General features: G+C 72.4%; 16 protein-coding genes. 12 read left to right on the plus strand and 4 right to left on the minus strand.

Annotated features, from left to right (window positions below):
* Nucleotides 1-38 precede the first annotated feature (38 nt).
* The 8 genes from DI272_RS39150 to DI272_RS39185 all read left to right on the plus strand — a co-directional run bounded on the left by DI272_RS39150 (nt 39) and on the right by DI272_RS39185 (nt 10,527).
* Entirely contained in the window at nt 39-1,487 is a 1,449-nt protein-coding gene (locus DI272_RS39150; RefSeq protein ID WP_109499914.1) for a CitMHS family transporter, read from the plus strand.
* Nucleotides 1,488-1,509: 22 nt separating this feature from the next.
* A complete protein-coding gene (locus DI272_RS39155; RefSeq protein ID WP_109499915.1) occupies nt 1,510-2,748 on the plus strand; it encodes an MFS transporter in 1,239 nt (412 codons plus the stop codon).
* A gap of 102 nt (nt 2,749-2,850) precedes the next feature.
* The gene (locus DI272_RS39160) at nt 2,851-3,465 is read left to right on the plus strand and encodes a hypothetical protein (RefSeq protein WP_109499916.1); all 615 of its coding nucleotides are present in this window, start codon (nt 2,851-2,853) and stop codon (nt 3,463-3,465) included.
* A 63-nt stretch (nt 3,466-3,528) separates the two neighbouring features.
* On the plus strand, nt 3,529-4,716 hold the full coding sequence (locus DI272_RS46100; RefSeq protein WP_309221690.1) for a class F sortase: 1,188 nt from the start codon (nt 3,529-3,531) through the stop codon (nt 4,714-4,716).
* 194 nt (nt 4,717-4,910) lie between these two features.
* Entirely contained in the window at nt 4,911-6,248 is a 1,338-nt protein-coding gene (locus DI272_RS39170) for an ABC transporter ATP-binding protein (protein WP_109499917.1), read from the plus strand.
* 311 nt (nt 6,249-6,559) lie between these two features.
* A complete protein-coding gene (locus DI272_RS39175; protein WP_109499918.1) occupies nt 6,560-7,948 on the plus strand; it encodes an aldehyde dehydrogenase family protein in 1,389 nt (462 codons plus the stop codon).
* A gap of 11 nt (nt 7,949-7,959) precedes the next feature.
* Nucleotides 7,960-9,039, plus strand: coding sequence for a Zn-dependent alcohol dehydrogenase (locus DI272_RS39180; protein ID WP_109499919.1), 1,080 nt, complete (start codon nt 7,960-7,962; stop codon nt 9,037-9,039).
* A 165-nt stretch (nt 9,040-9,204) separates the two neighbouring features.
* Nucleotides 9,205-10,527, plus strand: a complete 1,323-nt coding sequence (locus DI272_RS39185; protein ID WP_109499920.1) for an MFS transporter — start codon at nt 9,205-9,207, stop codon at nt 10,525-10,527.
* Here DI272_RS39185 and DI272_RS39190 read toward each other — a convergent pair.
* The 3 genes from DI272_RS39190 to DI272_RS39200 all read right to left on the minus strand — a co-directional run bounded on the left by DI272_RS39190 (nt 10,519) and on the right by DI272_RS39200 (nt 12,972).
* Entirely contained in the window at nt 10,519-11,442 is a 924-nt protein-coding gene (locus DI272_RS39190; protein ID WP_109499921.1) for a DMT family transporter, read from the minus strand. The two genes, DI272_RS39185 and DI272_RS39190, sit on opposite strands and share 9 nt — an antisense overlap.
* A 132-nt stretch (nt 11,443-11,574) precedes the next feature.
* Complete coding sequence (locus tag DI272_RS39195; protein ID WP_109501276.1) at nt 11,575-12,285, minus strand: helix-turn-helix transcriptional regulator; 711 nt, start codon at nt 12,283-12,285, stop codon at nt 11,575-11,577.
* A gap of 45 nt (nt 12,286-12,330) precedes the next feature.
* A complete protein-coding gene (locus DI272_RS39200; RefSeq protein ID WP_109499922.1) occupies nt 12,331-12,972 on the minus strand; it encodes a TetR/AcrR family transcriptional regulator in 642 nt (213 codons plus the stop codon).
* 78 nt (nt 12,973-13,050) lie between these two features.
* Between DI272_RS39200 and DI272_RS39205 the strand changes: the two genes are divergently transcribed.
* From DI272_RS39205 to DI272_RS39215, 3 genes are all read left to right on the plus strand, one after another.
* Nucleotides 13,051-14,202: an acyl-CoA dehydrogenase family protein gene (locus DI272_RS39205; RefSeq protein WP_109501277.1), complete on the plus strand. Its 1,152-nt coding sequence runs from the start codon at nt 13,051-13,053 to the stop codon at nt 14,200-14,202.
* Nucleotides 14,203-14,272: 70 nt separating this feature from the next.
* Nucleotides 14,273-14,560 (plus strand): YiaA/YiaB family inner membrane protein, encoded by a 288-nt coding sequence (locus tag DI272_RS39210; protein ID WP_109499923.1) that lies wholly within the window; start codon nt 14,273-14,275, stop codon nt 14,558-14,560.
* Between the two features lie 103 nt (nt 14,561-14,663).
* Nucleotides 14,664-15,290 (plus strand): TetR/AcrR family transcriptional regulator, encoded by a 627-nt coding sequence (locus DI272_RS39215; protein ID WP_109499924.1) that lies wholly within the window; start codon nt 14,664-14,666, stop codon nt 15,288-15,290.
* A 4-nt stretch (nt 15,291-15,294) separates the two neighbouring features.
* Here the strand turns inward: DI272_RS39215 and DI272_RS39220 are convergent, their stop codons facing one another.
* The gene (locus tag DI272_RS39220) at nt 15,295-15,756 is read right to left on the minus strand and encodes a MaoC family dehydratase (RefSeq protein WP_109499925.1); all 462 of its coding nucleotides are present in this window, start codon (nt 15,754-15,756) and stop codon (nt 15,295-15,297) included.
* 91 nt (nt 15,757-15,847) lie between these two features.
* Between DI272_RS39220 and soxR the strand changes: the two genes are divergently transcribed.
* Complete coding sequence (gene soxR / locus DI272_RS39225; protein ID WP_109499926.1) at nt 15,848-16,351, plus strand: redox-sensitive transcriptional activator SoxR; 504 nt, start codon at nt 15,848-15,850, stop codon at nt 16,349-16,351.
* Nucleotides 16,352-16,654: the final 303 nt, after the last annotated feature.

A 16,654-nucleotide genomic window follows, 5' to 3' on the forward strand; every position in this document is an offset into this window, starting at 1 on the left:
TGGTGGGATGTTCAAGGGCGAACGTTAGGTATCCACTCATGTTGACCATCCTCGGCTTCGCCATGATCGCGACCTTCCTGGTCCTGATCATGATGAAGAAGATGTCGCCGATCGCGGCGCTCGTGCTGATCCCGGCATTGTTCTGCGTGTTCGTAGGAAAGGGCGCCAAGCTCGGTGACTACGTCATCGACGGCGTCACCAGCCTCGCCCCCACCGCGGCGATGCTCATGTTCGCGATCGTCTACTTCGGTGTGATGATCGACGTCGGCCTCTTCGACCCGATCGTCCGGGGCATCCTGAAGTTCGCGAAGGCCGACCCGATGCGGATCGTCGTCGGCACCGCGATCCTGGCCGCGATCGTCTCCCTCGACGGCGACGGCTCGACCACCTTCATGATCACGGTCTCGGCGATGTACCCGCTGTACAAGCGCCTCAAGATGAGCCTGGTCGTGATGACCGGTGTGGCCGCCATGGCCAACGGCGTGATGAACACCCTGCCGTGGGGCGGCCCGACCGCCCGTGCGGCCACCGCGCTCAAGCTCGACGCCAGCGACATCTTCGTCCCGATGATCCCGGCCCTGGCCGTCGGCCTGGTGGGCGTCTTCGTCCTGTCGTACTTCCTCGGCCTGCGCGAGCGGAAGCGGCTCGGTGTGCTGACGCTGGAGGAGGTCCTGGCCGAGGAGAAGGAGACCGAGACGGTCCTCGTGGGCGCCGGTTCCGGCGGCACGGGCGCGAGCAGGACCACCGGCGGCTCCGGCACCGGCTCCGGCTCCGGCACCGGCACCGGCTCCGGCTCCGGCTCCGGCACCGGCACCGACGCCGAGGACGACGAGGAGCAGGAGCGCTTCACGGTCCTCGACCCGAACCGCGCCACCCTGCGCCCCAAGCTGTACTGGTTCAACGCGCTGGTCACCGCCACCCTGCTGACCGCCATGATCATGGAATGGCTGCCGATCCCGGTGCTGTTCCTGCTCGGCGCCGCGCTCGTGCTCACGGTCAACTTCCCGCACATCCCCGACCAGAAGGCCCGGCTGGCCGCCCACGCCGACAACGTCCTCAACGTCTCCGGCATGGTCTTCGCCGCCGCCGTCTTCACCGGCGTCCTCCAGGGCACCGGCATGGTCGACCACATGGCCCGCTGGATGGTCGACGTCATCCCCGAGGGCATGGGCCCGCACATGGCCCTCGTCACCGGTGTGCTGAGCCTGCCGCTCACCTACTTCATGTCGAACGACGGCTTCTACTTCGGCGTCCTGCCCGTCCTCGCCGAGGCCGGTGCCGCGCACGGCGTCTCCCCGCTGGAGATGGCCCGCGCCTCCCTCGTCGGCCAGCCGCTGCACATGTCCAGCCCGCTCGTCCCGGCCGTCTACGTCCTGGTCGGCATGGCCAAGGTGGAGTTCGGCGACCACACGAAATTCGTGGTCAAGTGGGCCGCCCTCACCTGCCTGATCATCCTCGGGGCAGGCATCCTCTTCGGCATCATCTGATCCTCGCAAGGAGACTCCGATCATGGCGCCCGGCAGGAACCGCGGCTGGCTGCTCCGCCTCGTCATCGCCTTCAGCTTCGCGCAGGGGGCGGTGTCGATGGCCCGGCCCGCCGTCTCCTACCGGGCCCTCGCGCTGGGCGCGGACGAGCGGGCCATCGGTGTCATCGCGGGGGTCTACGCCCTGCTCCCGCTGTTCGCCGCGGTCCCGCTGGGCCGGCGCACCGACCACGGCCGCTGCGCACCCCTGCTGCCCGTCGGCGTGGTCCTGATAGCGGGCGGCTGCGCACTGAGCGGCATCGCAGGCTCCCTGTGGGCGATGGCGGTCTGGAGCGGGGTGATGGGCCTCGGCCACCTCTGCTTCGTGATCGGCGCCCAGTCCCTGGTCGCCCGCCAGTCCGCCCCGCACGAACAGGACCGCAACTTCGGCCACTTCACCATCGGCGCCTCCCTCGGCCAGTTGGTCGGCCCGGTCGCCGCGGGCGCGCTGATCGGCGGCCAGGACATGGCGGGCACCAGCGCCCTCGCCCTGCTCGTCGCGGGGGCGGGCGCCGCGGTCGCGGTCACCTCCCTGTGGCGCATCGAGGACCGTACGGCGGTCAAGTCCCGTACGGAACAAGGCGACCGGGTCCCCGTGGGGCGCATCCTGCGTGCCCGGGGCGTCCCGGCGGGCATCTTCATCAGCCTCGCCGTCCTCTCCGCGACCGACATCCTCACCGCCTACCTCCCGGTCGTCGGCGAGCACCGCGGAATCGCCCCCTCCGTGATCGGTCTCCTGCTCAGCCTCCGCGCGGCCGCCACTATCGCCTGTCGCCTGGTGCTGACCCCGCTGCTGCGGCTGCTGGGCCGCGCCATGCTGCTGACCGTCACCTGCCTGCTGGCCGCCGTGCTGTGCGCCGGCATCGCCCTGCCGGTGCCGGTGTGGGCGCTCGCGCTGATGCTCGCGGTGCTCGGCTTCTGCCTCGGCGTCGGGCAGCCGCTGTCCATGACGACGGTCGTGCAGGCGGCCCCCGACGGCGCCCGCTCCACCGCCCTCGCCCTGCGCCTGACCGGCAACCGCCTCGGCCAGGTGGCCGCGCCCGCCACGGCGGGCCTGGTCGCGGGGGTCGCAGGGGTGGCGGCGCCCTTCGTGATGCTGGGCGCGCTGCTGCTGCTGTCGGCGGGGGTGGCGCTGCGCTCGCCGGAGCGGCCGGCCGGGGAGCCGGGGACGGCGTCCGGAATCCGCCGTTCGGGAGCGGCGGTGGGCCGTAAGGAGGACGCCTGACGGAGTGTCGGGGCGTGTTCCCGCACAAGAAGTGGCGTATGTGACACAGAGTCAGACGCGATGCGATTTGTATGAAAATCGCCTGACTCGGAGGAAATGCGCATGCCCATCGTCGCCCGCCCCCGCCGCGCCCGCGGCCGTACCGCAGCCCTCGCGGCGCTCACCGTCGCAGGCACCGCTCTGATCGGCGCACCTGCCGCAGCGGCGCCCGGCGACAACGGAGACGTCAAGATCCACGAGAACGGCACGCCGTTCGACGACCAACGGGACGAGTCGAAGGTCTGCGACTTCTACCTCGCGGCCTTCGGCTTCGACCAGCAGGAGGACGTCAGCTGGAGCATCGACCCGCAGGGCCAGGGGCCGAACGCGGGTGCCGGACACCTCGAGGGCGACATCACGACCGACGACCAGGGCGCCGCGCACACCGTGCCGCTGGGGCTGCCCAACGGGCTGTACAAGCTCACCTGGAAGACCGCCGACGGCAACGGTGCGGGCAAGTTCAAGGTGTTCACCGTCGACTGCGCGAGCCCGAAGCCGACGCCGAGCATGCCGGGCGGCGGTCCGGGCGGCCCCAACGGAGGTCCTCCGGCGGGCGGCGGCGGACTCGCCCGGGACGCGGCGATGGGGCCCGTGGCCGGTGCCGCCGTGGTGGGCCTGGCCGCCGTCGGCGGTGCGGTGTGGCTGCGGCTCCGCCGTCGCCCGCACGGCGCGTCCTAGACCGTGTCCTTCGGATCGGCCCGACCCGGGGCCACCGCACCTGAGGGCGCGGGGGAGCGGGGCGTGGGCGCGCAGCCGCACGGCGCAGGAGGGAGCCGCCGCGACCGGGGCCACCCCTCCGGGACCGGGCGCGCCACGCCCCGCGGCCCCGGGGTGATCCGAGCGGCACGGACCGGGCCCCGGCGAACTCCCCGGCGCCGGAGCCGCGCCTACCGGCTGGTGCGGACGGCCGCGGTGGCCGGCTGCCTGATCCTGGCGGGTGTCCTCTGGACGCACGACGAGGTTCCCGACGACACGGCGGTGCCCGGCGATACGGTCACCGCCGCGGGGCGGGGTGCCGCGGCCGGGGCGGAGGACGCCGTGGGGTCGGGTGCCGCGGCCGGGCCGGGGGACGCCGTGGGATCGGGCGCCGGGGGCGGGCCGGGCGCCGTGGCCGGGACGGGAAGCGCCGTCGGGCAGGGTGCCGCGGCCGGGACGGGAAGCGCCGCTGGGCAGGGCGCCGCCGTCGGCCCGGGCGCCCGGGCCGACGGACGTGCGGCAGCACAGGAGGCGCCGGCCAGGGGCACCGGCCTGCACGCGCCCCCGTCCGCCCCGACCGGCGGCGGCGTGGCCGGAACGGGGCCGGAACCAACCGCTCCCGACCCGGGCGCGGCCCGGTCCCGGCCGACCGCCCCCGAAGCGCAGGGGGCACGCACCCCGCAGCCCCGTACCGGCGCTGACGGCGTACGGCGCCCGGGGCGCCCCGCGGTGTCGGCGCCCCGCCCCCTGCCGCCTTCGCGGGCCACCCGGCTTCTGATCCCGTATCTGGACGTCGACGCCCCGGTCACGGACCTGCGGCTCGACCGGCACCGGCGTCTGGAGGCACCGCCGGGCGATGATCCGAACCTCGTGGGCTGGTACAAGGACGGCCCGGCCCCCGGCGGACAGGGGACCGCCGTGGTGGTGGGTCATCTGGACACCGACACCGGCCCCGCGGTCTTCGCGGGCCTGTCCGAGCTGAAACGCGGGCGCCTGATCGAGGTGCGGCGTGCGGACGGACGTACCGCTGTCTACCGCGTCGACGCCGTCCGGGAGTACGACAAGGCGCACTTCCCCGACCGGGAGGTGTACGGCTCCCGGGGCCGCCCCGAACTGCGGCTCATCACCTGCGGCGGCGCGTACGACCGCAGGACCGGCTACTCGGGCAACCTCGTCGTCTTCGCCCGCCTCGTGGCGGCCCGGGACGCCCCGGCGGCAGCCGCCCGACGCTGACCCCGGCGCTTTCCGAGGCTGAATATGACCGTCCGGTTTCTCACGTGCTGGACCACACCGTCCGATCCTGCCCGTTCTCTTCCCCCGGCCGCGCACATTCCGTTAACTTCCGTGACTCATAGGCCCCGTGCGACTCGCCCGGGGCATTCGGCCACGGAGCAACAGCGCTCAGTCAGCCCCCGGGGGCACCTGCCATGACACGCGCCATCTCTCTGCACGACGTGAACAAGAGCTATACGCGAGGCACTCGGGTGGTGGACCGGCTCACGCTGGACATCGCGCCGGGCGAGTTCCTCGTGCTGCTGGGCCCCTCCGGCTGCGGCAAGTCCACCGTCCTCAGGATGATCGCGGGTCTTGAGGAGATCGACGAGGGCGAGCTGCTGCTCGACGGCGAGTACGCCAACGACCTCCCGCCGTCCGAGCGGGACATCGCGATGGTCTTCCAGAACTTCGCCCTCTATCCGAGCATGACGAGCCGCGACAACATCGGCTTCCCGCTGCGCATCGAGGCCCCCGGCGCCGACCCGCGCCCGCGCGTGGACGCCACCGCCCGCATGCTGGGCATCGAGGAGCTCCTCGACCGCTTCCCCGCCCAGCTCTCCGGCGGTGAACGCCAGCGCGTCGCCATGGGCCGGGCCATCGCCCGTCACCCCTCGGCGTTCCTGATGGACGAGCCGCTGTCCAACCTCGACGCCAAGCTCCGCAACCACCTGCGCGCCGAAATATCCGCGCTCACCCGCGAATTGGGCGTCACCACGGTCTACGTCACCCACGACCAGGCCGAGGCCATGTCGCTCGGCGACCGGGTCGCCGTCCTGCGGGGCGGCGTCCTGCAACAGGTCGGCAGCCCGCGCGAGGTGTACGCGCTGCCCCGCAACGTCTTCGTCGCCGCCTTCATCGGCACCCCGCGGATCAACCTCCTCCAGGGCCTGGTCCGCGCCCCGCTCGACGGCGCGATGACCATCAGCCTCGGCAAGCAGTACCTGCGGCTGCCCGAACCCCTGTCCCTGGATCACCAGTTGCTCCGCGTCCAGCAGGGCCGCGAGGTCATCGTGGGGCTGCGTTCGGAGGCGGTGCGCATCGCCAAGCCGTCCGCCGCCCGCCCCGGCGAGATGCCGCTCACCGGCCTCGTGGAGCACGTCGAGTTCCAGGGCCACGAGAACCTCGTCCACTTCAACACCGGCTCCCGCCCGGCCGTCGTGCCCGACCTGGAGGCCCCGCGACCCGCCGCCCGCCCCGCCCGGCGCCGCCGCCGTGAGGGGCCGGGCGTCCTGGACCGGCTCCGGCAGCGCGCGGACGCCCTGCGCGCGGGCCCGGTGGTGGTCCTCGACGAGCCGCCGGACAACACCCCCGTGGCGCCGCCGGAGGGCCGCCTCCCCGGCGACCTGATCGTCCGCACCACCCCCGACCTCCAGCTCCGCCACGGCATGCACGTCCCTCTCCTGGTCGACCTCGCCCACCTGTTCGTCTTCGACCAGCACGGCGAACGCATCAGCCCGGCCCCGGCACGCCTGCCGGACCTGGAGGAGTGACGGCCGGGCACGGTGTCCGGGCGCGGGGCGCGGGTGCCGCACGCGTATCTGCCTGCCTGACCTGCCCCTGCGCTTACCTGTATGACCTGCCAATATGCATGTCTGTATGAACGCGCACCTCACCTGACCCGCGCCACCCCCGACCAGCAGTTCACGGGCGGACGGTCGGGGGTCGGTGGGGAGGGGTGACGGCCGGGTCGGGGCCGGCTTCTGATGGCATGAGTGCATGAGCGTCTGGCATTCGAAAACTAACGTCGCTAGTTTATGAGCCGGACGACGACACGGCCACGCCCCCGCCGGGAGGACGCACGATGAAGGCACACGACGGCATGTACATCGACGGCACATGGCGGCCCGCCGCCGGCCGGGACACGATCGAGGTCGTGAACCCGGTCGACGAACAGGTCATCGGCCGGGTCCCGGCCGGTACCGCCGAGGACGTCGACACCGCCGTACGGGCCGCCCGTGCCGCCCTCCCGGCCTGGGCCGCCACCCCGCCCGCCGAGCGGGCCGCGCGGCTGGCCGCCCTCCGGGACGCCCTCGTGGCCCGCAAGGACGAGATCGCCGAGACGGTCACCGCCGAGCTCGGCTCACCCCTGAAGTTCTCCGAGAACGTCCACGCGGCCGTCCCGATCGCCGTCGCGGGCTCGTACGCCGAGCTCGCCGCGACCCACGCCTTCGAGGAGAAGGTCGGCAACTCCACCGTCCTCCACGAGCCCATCGGCGTGGTCGGGGCCATCACGCCCTGGAACTACCCCCTGCACCAGATCGTCGCCAAGGTCGCCCCGGCCCTCGCGGCCGGCTGCACGGTGGTGCTCAAGCCCGCCGAGGACACCCCGCTGGTCGCCCAGCTCTTCGCCGAGGCGGTCCACGAGGCGGGCGTCCCCGCCGGCGTCTTCAACCTGGTCACCGGTCGCGGCCCGGTCGCGGGCCAGGCCCTTGCCGAGCACCCGGGGGTCGACCTGGTCTCCTTCACCGGCTCCACCGCGGTCGGCCGCCAGATCGCCGTCACGGCCGGGGCCGCCATCAAGAAGGTCGCCCTGGAACTCGGCGGCAAGTCCGCCAACGTGATCCTGCCGAGTGCCGACCTCGCCAAGGCCGTCAACGTCGGCGTCGCCAACGTCATGTCCAACTCCGGCCAGACGTGCAGCGCGTGGACCCGCATGCTCGTCCACCGCGACCGGTACGACGAGGCGGTGCGGCTCGCCGCCACCGCCGCCGCCAAGTACGGCGACCGCATCGGCCCGGTCGTCAACGCCAAGCAGCGGGACAGGGTGCGGAGTTACATCCAGAAAGGGCTGGCGGAGGGCGCCCGGCTGGTCGCCGGTGGCCCCGAATCCCCGCGTGAGCAGGGATACTTCGTCGCCCCGACGGTCTTCGCCGACGTCACCCCCGAGATGACGATCGCCCAGGAGGAGATCTTCGGCCCCGTCCTCTCCGTCCTCCGCTACGACGACGAGGACGACGCCCTGCGCATCGCCAACGGCACGGTGTACGGCCTCGCGGGCGCCGTCTGGGCCGGCGAGGAGGCCGAGGCGGTGGCCTTCGCGCGCCGGATGGACACCGGGCAGGTCGACATCAACGGCGGCCGTTTCAACCCCCTGGCCCCGTTCGGCGGTTACAAGCAGTCCGGCGTCGGCCGCGAGCTCGGCTCGCACGGTCTCGCCGAGTACCTCCAGACCAAGTCCCTCCAGTTCTGAGGAGCGTTTCCGTGGTTCGCGCAGCAGTCCTTCGCGCCGTGGGCGCCCCCCTGGAGATCACCGACATCGAGCTCCCGGACCCCGGCCCCGGCCAGGTCCGCGTCCGGCTCGCCGCCGCCGGCGTCTGCCACTCCGACCTGTCGCTGTCCAACGGCACCATGCGGGTACCGGTCCCGGCGGTCCTCGGCCACGAGGGCGCGGGCACGGTGGTCGCCATTGGCGAAGGCGTCACGGGGGTGGCGCCCGGTGACCCCGTCGTCCTCAACTGGGCCCCGGCCTGCGGCGGCTGCCACGCCTGCGCGCTCGGCGAGGTCTGGCTGTGCGCCAACGCCCTCAACGGCGCCGCCGCCGTCCACGCCCGCACCGCGGACGGCACCGACCTGCACCCCGGCCTGAACGTCGCCGCGTTCGCCGAGGAGACCGTCGTGTCCGCCTCCTGCGTCCTGCCGCTCCCCGACGGCATCCCGCTCACCGACGCGGCCCTCCTCGGCTGCGCCGTCCTCACCGGCTACGGCGCCGTCCATCACTCGGCACGCGTCCGCGAGGGCGAGACGGTCGCGGTGTTCGGCGTCGGGGGAGTGGGCCTGGCCACCCTCCAGGCGGCCCGGATCGCGGGCGCCTCGAAGATCGTCGCGGTCGATGTCTCCCCGGAGAAGGAGGAGCTGGCGCGTTCGGCGGGAGCCACCGACTACGTCGTCGCCTCCGACGCCACCGCCCGCGAGATCAGGGCCCTCACGGGCAAGCAGGGCGTGGACGTGGCCGTCGAGTGCGTGGGCCGCGCCACGACCATCCGCGCCGCCTGGGACTCCACCCGCCGCGGCGGCCGTACGACGGTCGTCGGCATCGGCGGCAAGGACCAGCAGGTCGCCTTCAACGCCCTGGAGATCTTCCACTGGGGCAGGACCCTGTCGGGCTGCGTCTACGGCAACTCCGACCCCGCGACGGACCTGCCGGTGCTCGCCGGACACGTCCGCGCGGGCCGCCTGGACCTGGGCGGCCTGGTGACGGAGCGGATCGCTCTCGACGGCATCCCGGCGGCCTTCGAGAACATGCTCGCGGGCAAGGGCGGCCGGGCGCTGGTCGTCTTCTAGCCGGTCGCCCGGTGTCCCCGGCCTGCGGTCAGGCCGGGGACACCGGCATGCCCACCCGCCCCTTGAGTGCTCCGGGCAACCTTCGCACCCACCCATTGCCTCCATACCGTCCGGTTAGTATGTTCGCCGCCAACGTCCCCACCGCACCCATCGGAGTGTGCACGCATGGACATGGCCCCCTCCGCTCCCTCGCTCCCCACGACCGGCCTCCCCACGGTCAACCGCCGCCGAGTGGCCACGGCGGCCGCCCTCGCCTCCGCGGTCGAGTGGTACGACTACTTTGTCTTCGGCATAGCCGCCGCACTGGTCCTCGGCGACCTGTACTTCCCGGCGGGCAGTTCCACCGCCGGCGTCCTCGCCTCCTTCGCGACCTTCGCCGTCGGCTTCCTGGCCCGCCCGCTCGGCGGCATCGTCGCCGGTCACCTCGGCGACAAGCGCGGCCGCAAACCGATGCTGGTCCTGGCGCTCACCCTCATGGGCCTCGCCACCACGGGCATCGGCCTGCTGCCGACCTACGACACGATCGGCGTCGCCGCCCCGATCCTGCTGGTCGCCCTGCGCGTCGTGCAGGGCGTCGCGGTCGGCGCGCAGTGGGGCGGCGCGATGCTGCTGGCCACCGAGTACGCCCCCGAGGGCAAGCGCGGTGTCTACGGCAGCGTCGTCCAACTCGGCGTCCCCATCGGCGTGGTCACCGCCAACACGGTCTTCCTGCTGGCCGGCGCCTTCACCACGGACGCCGGGTTCGCGGCCTGGGGCTGGCGGGTCCCGTTCCTGATCGGCCTGTTCGTCCTCGCTCTCGCCTGGTACATCCACGCCAAGGTCGAGGAGACCCCCGAATTCCGGGATGCCGAGCGGGCGTTGGCCGAGAAGGAGAAGTCGGAGCAGAGCTCCCCGCTGCGCACGATCCTGCGCGACCACCTCGGCACGGTCCTCCTCGCCGGCGGTTCCTTCGCCGTGAACACCGCGACCTTCTACATCCTCATCACCGGTGTCCTCGACTACACGACCCGCGAACTCGACATGAGGAAGAGCGCGGTGCTCACCGTCTCGCTGTGCGTCAGCCTCACCCAGCTCGTCCTGATCCCGGCCGCGGCGGCACTCTCCGACCGCTACGGCCGCATCCGGATCTACACGATCGGCGCGATCGGCATCGCCGCATGGGCGATCCCCCTGTTCCTGCTGATCGACACCGGCTCGCTGCTCTGGCTGGCGGTCGCCACCTTCGTCGCCAGCTGCTTCCTGAGCATCATGTACGGCCCCCAGGCCGCCCTGTTCGCCGAGCTGTTCACGCCGGAGATGCGCTACACCGGCGCCTCCCTCGGATACCAGATCGCGGCCGTGGCGGGCGGCGGCCTCGCGCCCTTCCTGATGGTCCTGCTCCTGGAGGCGACCGGCACCTCCATGGCGGTGTCCGGCTACATCATCGCCCTCTCCGCCATCGCCCTGATCTCCATCAAGGTCCTTGCGGGCAGGGCGCGTTCACGCTGAGTCGGTGACCTTCGCGGGCTGCGGCACGCCGGCCGCCGCGGCCCGCGAGCGGGACACCGCGACCCCCGCGAGACACAGCACACCGCCCGCCAGGGTGAGCGACCCGGGCACTTCACCGAGCATCGCCCAGGACATCAGCACGACCAGCGCGGGCACCGCGTAGGTGGTCGCGCCCATCCGGCTGACGGTCGTACGGGCGAGGGCGTAGGCCCAGGTCGTGAAGGCCAGCGCGGTCGGGAAGACGCCCAGGTAGACCATGTTGAGCGTCGCGGAGAGAGGCGCCTCGCCGACCTGCCGCACGAGCTGCCCGCCGAACGGCAGACAGACCACGGCGCCCACGAGACAGCCGTACGTGGTGACTTGCAGGGCACTGGCGGTGCCGAGGGCCGGCTTCTGCGCGACGACGCCACCGGCGTACGCGACGGCCGCCAGCAGACACAGCACCACCCCGAGCACCGACGACCCGCCCCCGCCCGACATCGACAGCCCCACGGTCACCGCCCCCGCGAACGACACCGCCATCCCCGCCAGCAGCCGCTGCGGCATGGCGTCCCCGAGCAGTCGCGAGCCGAGCAGCGCGATGAGGACGGGCCCGATGTTCACGACCAGCGCGGCGGTACCGGCGTCCACCTGCTGTTCGCCCCAGTTGAGGACGACCATGTAGAGCCCGAACCAGAGCAGTCCGGACACGGCGATGCCGGGCCAGGCGGACCGGGGCGGGGGCGCTTCGCGTCGTACGAGACACAGGGCGCCGAGCGCGATGACCCCGGAGAGCAGCCGCCCGAGGGCGAGGGCACCGGGGGAGTAGGCGTCCCCCGCGCTCCGGATGGAGACGAAGGCGGAAGCCCACAGCAGGACGGTGACGACGGCAGCACCGGCGGCGAGAGCAGCGGGACGGCGGGAGGGGGACATCATGCTCCTGAGGTTGGGAAGATCCGGTGACCGGAACTCGCGGGATTCGGACGTGAGACTCTGCGGGTCCCTCGGGGCTGGTGGCGCCCACGCGGCGGGCCGCACCTCGGCACCGCCCCGCGCCCCGGAAAGCCCTCAGCGCAGCGCCGCCGCTTCGATGCCCAGCAGCTCCGCCAAGGCCCGCTCGCCTTCCGTGGTCACCCGCACCGCACGTTCCGACCCGATGCGTACACACCATCCCGCCTCCAGCGCATGCCGGCACAAGGCCGCCCCGGCCACCCCGGCGAGATGCGGCCGCCGCTCGGTCCAGTCCAGGCACCCCCGCGCCAAGGGCCGCCGACCCGAACGGTCAAGGTCGATGCCCGCGCTGTCGAACCACGCCAACCCTCCGTCCGTGAGGGCGAACCCGGCGTCCTGGGTGAGCAGCAGCCGTGTCGTCATGGCATCGGTCACCGCCATCCCCAGGCGGCCCGCCAGATGGTCGTAACAGGTACGCCCCCGTGCCATCGCGGACCCCGCAGACGACTCCCGAAGACTCCGTGGCCGCGGCACCGCCTCCGGCCCCGCCTGCGCCGACAGCTCCTCCACCCACTGCGCCACCCGCGCGTCGGCGATCCGCACATACCGGTGCCGCCCCTGCCGCTCCTCCGCGAGCAACCCGCCCGCGACGAGCTTGCCGAGGTGTTCACTGAGCGTCGACGCGGCGACCCCGGCGTGCCGGGCGAGTTCGCCCGCGGTCCACGCCCGCCCGTCGAGCAGCGCCAGCAGGCACGCGGCCCGCGTCTCGTCCGCGATGAGCCCGGCGAGCCGGGCCAGGTGGGTCGCCCGGGGATTCCTGGAGGTCATGCCCCCAGCATGGAACACCGACACTTCGGCGCCCACCGAAGCGTCCTACGCGGGCCGCCCGACCTGCTCGTACTGCCGCGCCAGCCCGTCCAGCAGCGCCGCGAGCCCCGTCTCGAAGGCCCGCTCGTCGATCTTCTCCTGCTGCTCGGCGAGGAGGTGCGCCTGCCCGAGGTGCGGGTAGTCGGCGGGGTCGTACGCGCTCTGGTCGTCCACGAAACCCCCGGCGAAGGAGCCGAGCGCGGAGCCCATGATGAAGTACCGCATCAGCGCGCCGATGGACGTGGCCTGCGCGGGCGGCCAGCCCGCCTCGACCATCGCGCCGTACACCGCGTCCGCGAGCCGCAGCCCGGCCGGCCGGCGGCCCGGCCCCTGGGCGAGGACGGGAACGATGTTCGGGTGGTCCCGCAGGGCGGAGCGGTAGGAGACGGCCCAGTCGTGCAGCGCGGTCCGCCAGTCGCGGCCGTCCTCGAACATCGACAGGTCGACCTGGGCGCTGACCGAGTCGGCGACCGCCTCCAGGATCTCGTCCTTGGTGCGGAAGTGGTTGTAGAGCGAGGGCCCGCTGACCCCGAGCTCGGCGGCCAGCCGCCGGGTGGACACGGCCGCGAGGCCCTCCGCGTCCACGAGGGCCCGAGCCGTCTCGACGATCCGGTCGGTGCTGAGGAGGGGCTTGCGCGGTCGGGCCATGGCGCACATAGTAGGGCTGCAACCAGAAACTAGCAGTGCTAATTTAAATGTACGCCTTTCAAGTGGGGTGATCTCGTGGTGAACCTGGGACTCAGCGAGGAGCAGGAGGCCGTACGGCAGCTCGCCCGGCACTTCGTGGCACGTGAGATCACCCCGCACGTCATCGCCTGGGACCGCGCCGAGGAGGTCGACCGGGGCATCGTGAAGAAGCTCGGCGAGGTCGGCTTCCTGGGGCTGACGATCGACGAGGAGTACGGCGGCTCGGGCGGCGATCACCTGGCGTACTGCCTGGTCACCGAGGAGCTGGGCCGTGGTGACTCCTCCGTGCGCGGCATCGTCTCCGTCTCCCTCGGCCTGGTCGCCAAGACGATCGCCGCGTGGGGGAGCGAGGAGCAGCAGCGGCAGTGGCTGCCGGGACTCACCGCCGGTGACCACGTCGGCTGCTTCGGGCTCACCGAGCCCGGCACCGGCTCCGACGCCGGCAACCTCGCCACCCGCGCGGTGCGCGACGGGGACGACTACGTCATCAACGGCACCAAGATGTTCATCACCAACGGCACCTGGGCCGACGTCGTGCTGCTGTTCGCCCGCTCCACCGACGCCCCCGGCCACAAGGGCGTCTCCGCCTTCCTCGTCCCCACCGACACTCCCGGTCTGAGCCGCCGCACCATCCACGGCAAGCTCGGCCTGCGCGGCCAGGCCACCGCCGAACTGGTCCTGGAGGACGTGCGCGTCCCCGCCGCCGCGCTGCTGGGGGAGGAGGGCAAGGGGTTCGCGGTCGCCATGTCGGCGCTCGCCAAGGGGCGGATGTCGGTCGCGGCGGGGTGCGTGGGCATCGCGCAGGCGGCCCTGGACGCGGCCGTGCGGTACGCCGGTGAGCGCGAGCAGTTCGGCAAGCCGATCGCGGGTCACCAGCTCGTGCAGGAGCTGATCAGCGACATCGCCGTGGACGTCGACGCGGCCCGGCTGCTGACCTGGCGGGTCGCCGACCTGATCGACCGCGGTCTGCCCTTCGCCACCGAGTCCTCCAAGGCCAAGCTGTTCGCCTCCGAGGCCGCGGTCCGCGCCGCCAACAACGCCCTCCAGGTCTTCGGCGGCTACGGCTACATCGACGAGTACCCGGCGGGCAAGCTGCTGCGCGACGCCCGCGTGATGACCCTGTACGAGGGCACCAGCCAGATCCAGAAGCTGGTCATCGGGCGGGCGCTCACCGGGGTTTCGGCCTTCTGAGTAGGTGCGTCGGCGGGTCTGAGTATCTCGGCGGATGTGGCGTGCGCCGCGTCCGCCGAAGCTGGTCCCCATGAGCGACACACCGGTCAAGCAGCAGAGCACGGCAGCCTTCTACGGCCAGGCCGTCGCGTCCTTCGCCGTCGCCATGGCGGCCACCGCCATCGGCATCCTCCGGCTCGACGCCGACGCCTGGGTGCGCGGCTTCCTCGGCATCGCCGTGCTGTACCTCGTCACCTCCGCCTTCACCCTCGCCAAGGTCATCCGGGACCGCCAGGAGGCCGGGCAGATCGTCAGCCGGGTCGACCAGGCCCGCCTGGAGAAGCTGCTCGCCGAGCACGACCCGTTCGAGAAGCTCTGACATCGTGCTGCTGGACTGCGGCCGCCCCGACCCGCTGTCTAAGCGGTCGCTCACCTTCGGCGGTATGGTGGTCCCTCTGTCAGTGGAGAGGGGCGAACGAGCGATGAGTACGGCGGAGGAGACGGCCGGCGGCGAGACGTCGGCGTGGGGCGAGGTCACGCCCGACGCGGCACGGCGACTGCTGATCGCCGCGGTGGAGGCCTTCGCCGAGCGCGGCTACCACGCCACGACGACGCGCGACATCGCGGGCCGCGCGGGCATGAGTCCCGCCGCGCTCTACATCCACTACAAGACCAAGGAGGAACTCCTCCACCGCATCAGCAGGATCGGCCACACCAAGGCCCTGGAGATCCTGCAGACCGCGGCCCGCCGCGAGGGCACCGCCACCGAGCGGCTCGCGGACGCCGTCAGCTCCTTCGTTCGCTGGCACGCGGGCGGCCGTACCACCGCCCGGGTCGTCCAGTACGAACTGGACTCCCTCGGCCCGGACGCCCGCGAGGAGATCCTCGACCTGCGCCGGCAGTGCGATGCCGAGATCCGTCGGATCATCGAGGACGGCGTCGCCTCCGGCGAGTTCGACGTCCTGGACGTCAAGGGCACCACCCTCGCCGTCATGTCGCTCTGCATCGATGTCGCCCGCTGGTTCAACGTCGACGGGCCCTGGACCCCCGACGAGGTCGGCGCGCTCGACGCCGACCTCGTGCTGCGGATGGTGGGAGCGGTCAAGTAGCCGCTCAGAGGTAGTAGCGCGACACCGACTCGGCGACACAGACCGGCTTGTCCCCGCCCTCGCGCTCGACGCTGAAGGCGACGGTCACCTGGATGCCGCCCGGCACGTCCTCGACCCCGGTGATCACCGCGGTGGCCCGCAGGCGCGAGCCGACCGGCACGGGCGCGGGGAAACGCACCTTGTTGGTGCCGTAGTTGACGCCCATCTTCACGCCCTCGACCTTGATCAGCTGCGGCCCGAACAGCGGCAGCAGCGACAGGGTGAGGTACCCGTGCGCGATGGTCGTGCCGAACGGCCCGGCGGCGGCCTTCTCCGGATCGACGTGGATCCACTGGTGGTCACCGGTGGCATCGGCGAACAGGTCGATCCGCTTCTGGTCCACCTCCAGCCAGTCGGTGTACCCGAGCTGCTCGCCCACGGCCGCCTTCAGCTCGTCGGCGCCGGTGAAGATCCTCGGCTCTGCCATGTTCCGCCTCCTCGTCCCAAACTCTAAGCGACTGCTTAGCATGGTCGGCCGCGGGGGTCGTGTCAACGGAAGCCTGGGTAAGGTTCGAGGGGTGCCCCAGATCCCCGACAAGATCCACGAGCTCACGGTCGGCCAGCTCGCCGCGCGCAGCGGCGCCGCCGTCTCCGCCCTGCACTTCTACGAGTCCAAGGGCCTGATCAGCAGCCGTCGCACCAGCGGCAACCAACGCCGCTACTCCCGTGACGCGCTACGGCGGGTCGCCTTCGTGCGGGCCGCGCAACGCGTCGGCATCCCGCTCGCCACGATCCGCGAGGCGCTGGCCGAGCTGCCGGAGGAGCGCACGCCCACGCGGGAGGACTGGGCGCGGTTGTCGCAGGCGTGGCGGTCCGAACTCGACGACCGGATCAAGCAGTTGAACCGGCTGCGGGATCACCTCACGGACTGCATCGGGTGCGGGTGTCTGTCCCTGGAGTCGTGTGTGCTGTCCAACCCGGACGACGTGTTCGGCGAGCGGCAGGGGGCGGGGTCGCGGCTGCTGGTGGAGAAGCGGCGCGACAGCGGGGAGCGGTGCGACAGCGCGGAGCGGTGCGGCTGAGGGGAGCGGTGCGGCTGAGGGGGCGCGGCTGTCCTGTGCCGAGATCGCGGGATGCTGCGACTGACTGCTTTCATCGTCGACCAGGACGGCAGTGACGAGCACTGGGCCGGTATCCGGTTCGGCGAGGTCGAACGGGCCTCCATCCGGGTGGAGGACTACCGCGCCGCGTCCTGGCCCTCGGCGCGAGCCTGCAACGGGACTGCGCCGGCCCCGGCGGCTACGGCTTCCGCGTCTGCACCGACCCCGTCGGCCACCCCTCCTGTCTCTGCCGCAACAAGGGCGTCCTCTGGACCGATCAGGGCC

Origin of the sequence: Streptomyces sp. Act143 (assembly GCF_003143935.1) — a bacterium.
Lineage (GTDB): Bacteria > Actinomycetota > Actinomycetes > Streptomycetales > Streptomycetaceae > Streptomyces.

Excerpts from the sequence above, each read along its gene's own strand:
- DI272_RS39150 (WP_109499914.1), top strand. The coding sequence starts at position 39 with ATGTTGACCATCCTCGGCTTCGCCATGATCGCGACCTTCCTGGTCCTG.
- DI272_RS39155 (WP_109499915.1), top strand. The coding sequence starts at position 1,510 with ATGGCGCCCGGCAGGAACCGCGGCTGGCTGCTCCGCCTCGTCATCGCC.
- DI272_RS39160 (WP_109499916.1), top strand. The coding sequence starts at position 2,851 with ATGCCCATCGTCGCCCGCCCCCGCCGCGCCCGCGGCCGTACCGCAGCC.
- DI272_RS39170 (WP_109499917.1), top strand. The coding sequence starts at position 4,911 with ATGACACGCGCCATCTCTCTGCACGACGTGAACAAGAGCTATACGCGA.
- DI272_RS39175 (WP_109499918.1), top strand. The coding sequence starts at position 6,560 with ATGAAGGCACACGACGGCATGTACATCGACGGCACATGGCGGCCCGCC.
- DI272_RS39185 (WP_109499920.1), top strand. The coding sequence starts at position 9,205 with ATGGACATGGCCCCCTCCGCTCCCTCGCTCCCCACGACCGGCCTCCCC.
- DI272_RS39190 (WP_109499921.1), bottom strand. The coding sequence starts at position 11,442 with ATGATGTCCCCCTCCCGCCGTCCCGCTGCTCTCGCCGCCGGTGCTGCC.
- DI272_RS39195 (WP_109501276.1), bottom strand. The coding sequence starts at position 12,285 with ATGACCTCCAGGAATCCCCGGGCGACCCACCTGGCCCGGCTCGCCGGG.
- DI272_RS39200 (WP_109499922.1), bottom strand. The coding sequence starts at position 12,972 with ATGGCCCGACCGCGCAAGCCCCTCCTCAGCACCGACCGGATCGTCGAG.
- DI272_RS39210 (WP_109499923.1), top strand. The coding sequence starts at position 14,273 with ATGAGCGACACACCGGTCAAGCAGCAGAGCACGGCAGCCTTCTACGGC.
- DI272_RS39215 (WP_109499924.1), top strand. The coding sequence starts at position 14,664 with ATGAGTACGGCGGAGGAGACGGCCGGCGGCGAGACGTCGGCGTGGGGC.
- DI272_RS39220 (WP_109499925.1), bottom strand. The coding sequence starts at position 15,756 with ATGGCAGAGCCGAGGATCTTCACCGGCGCCGACGAGCTGAAGGCGGCC.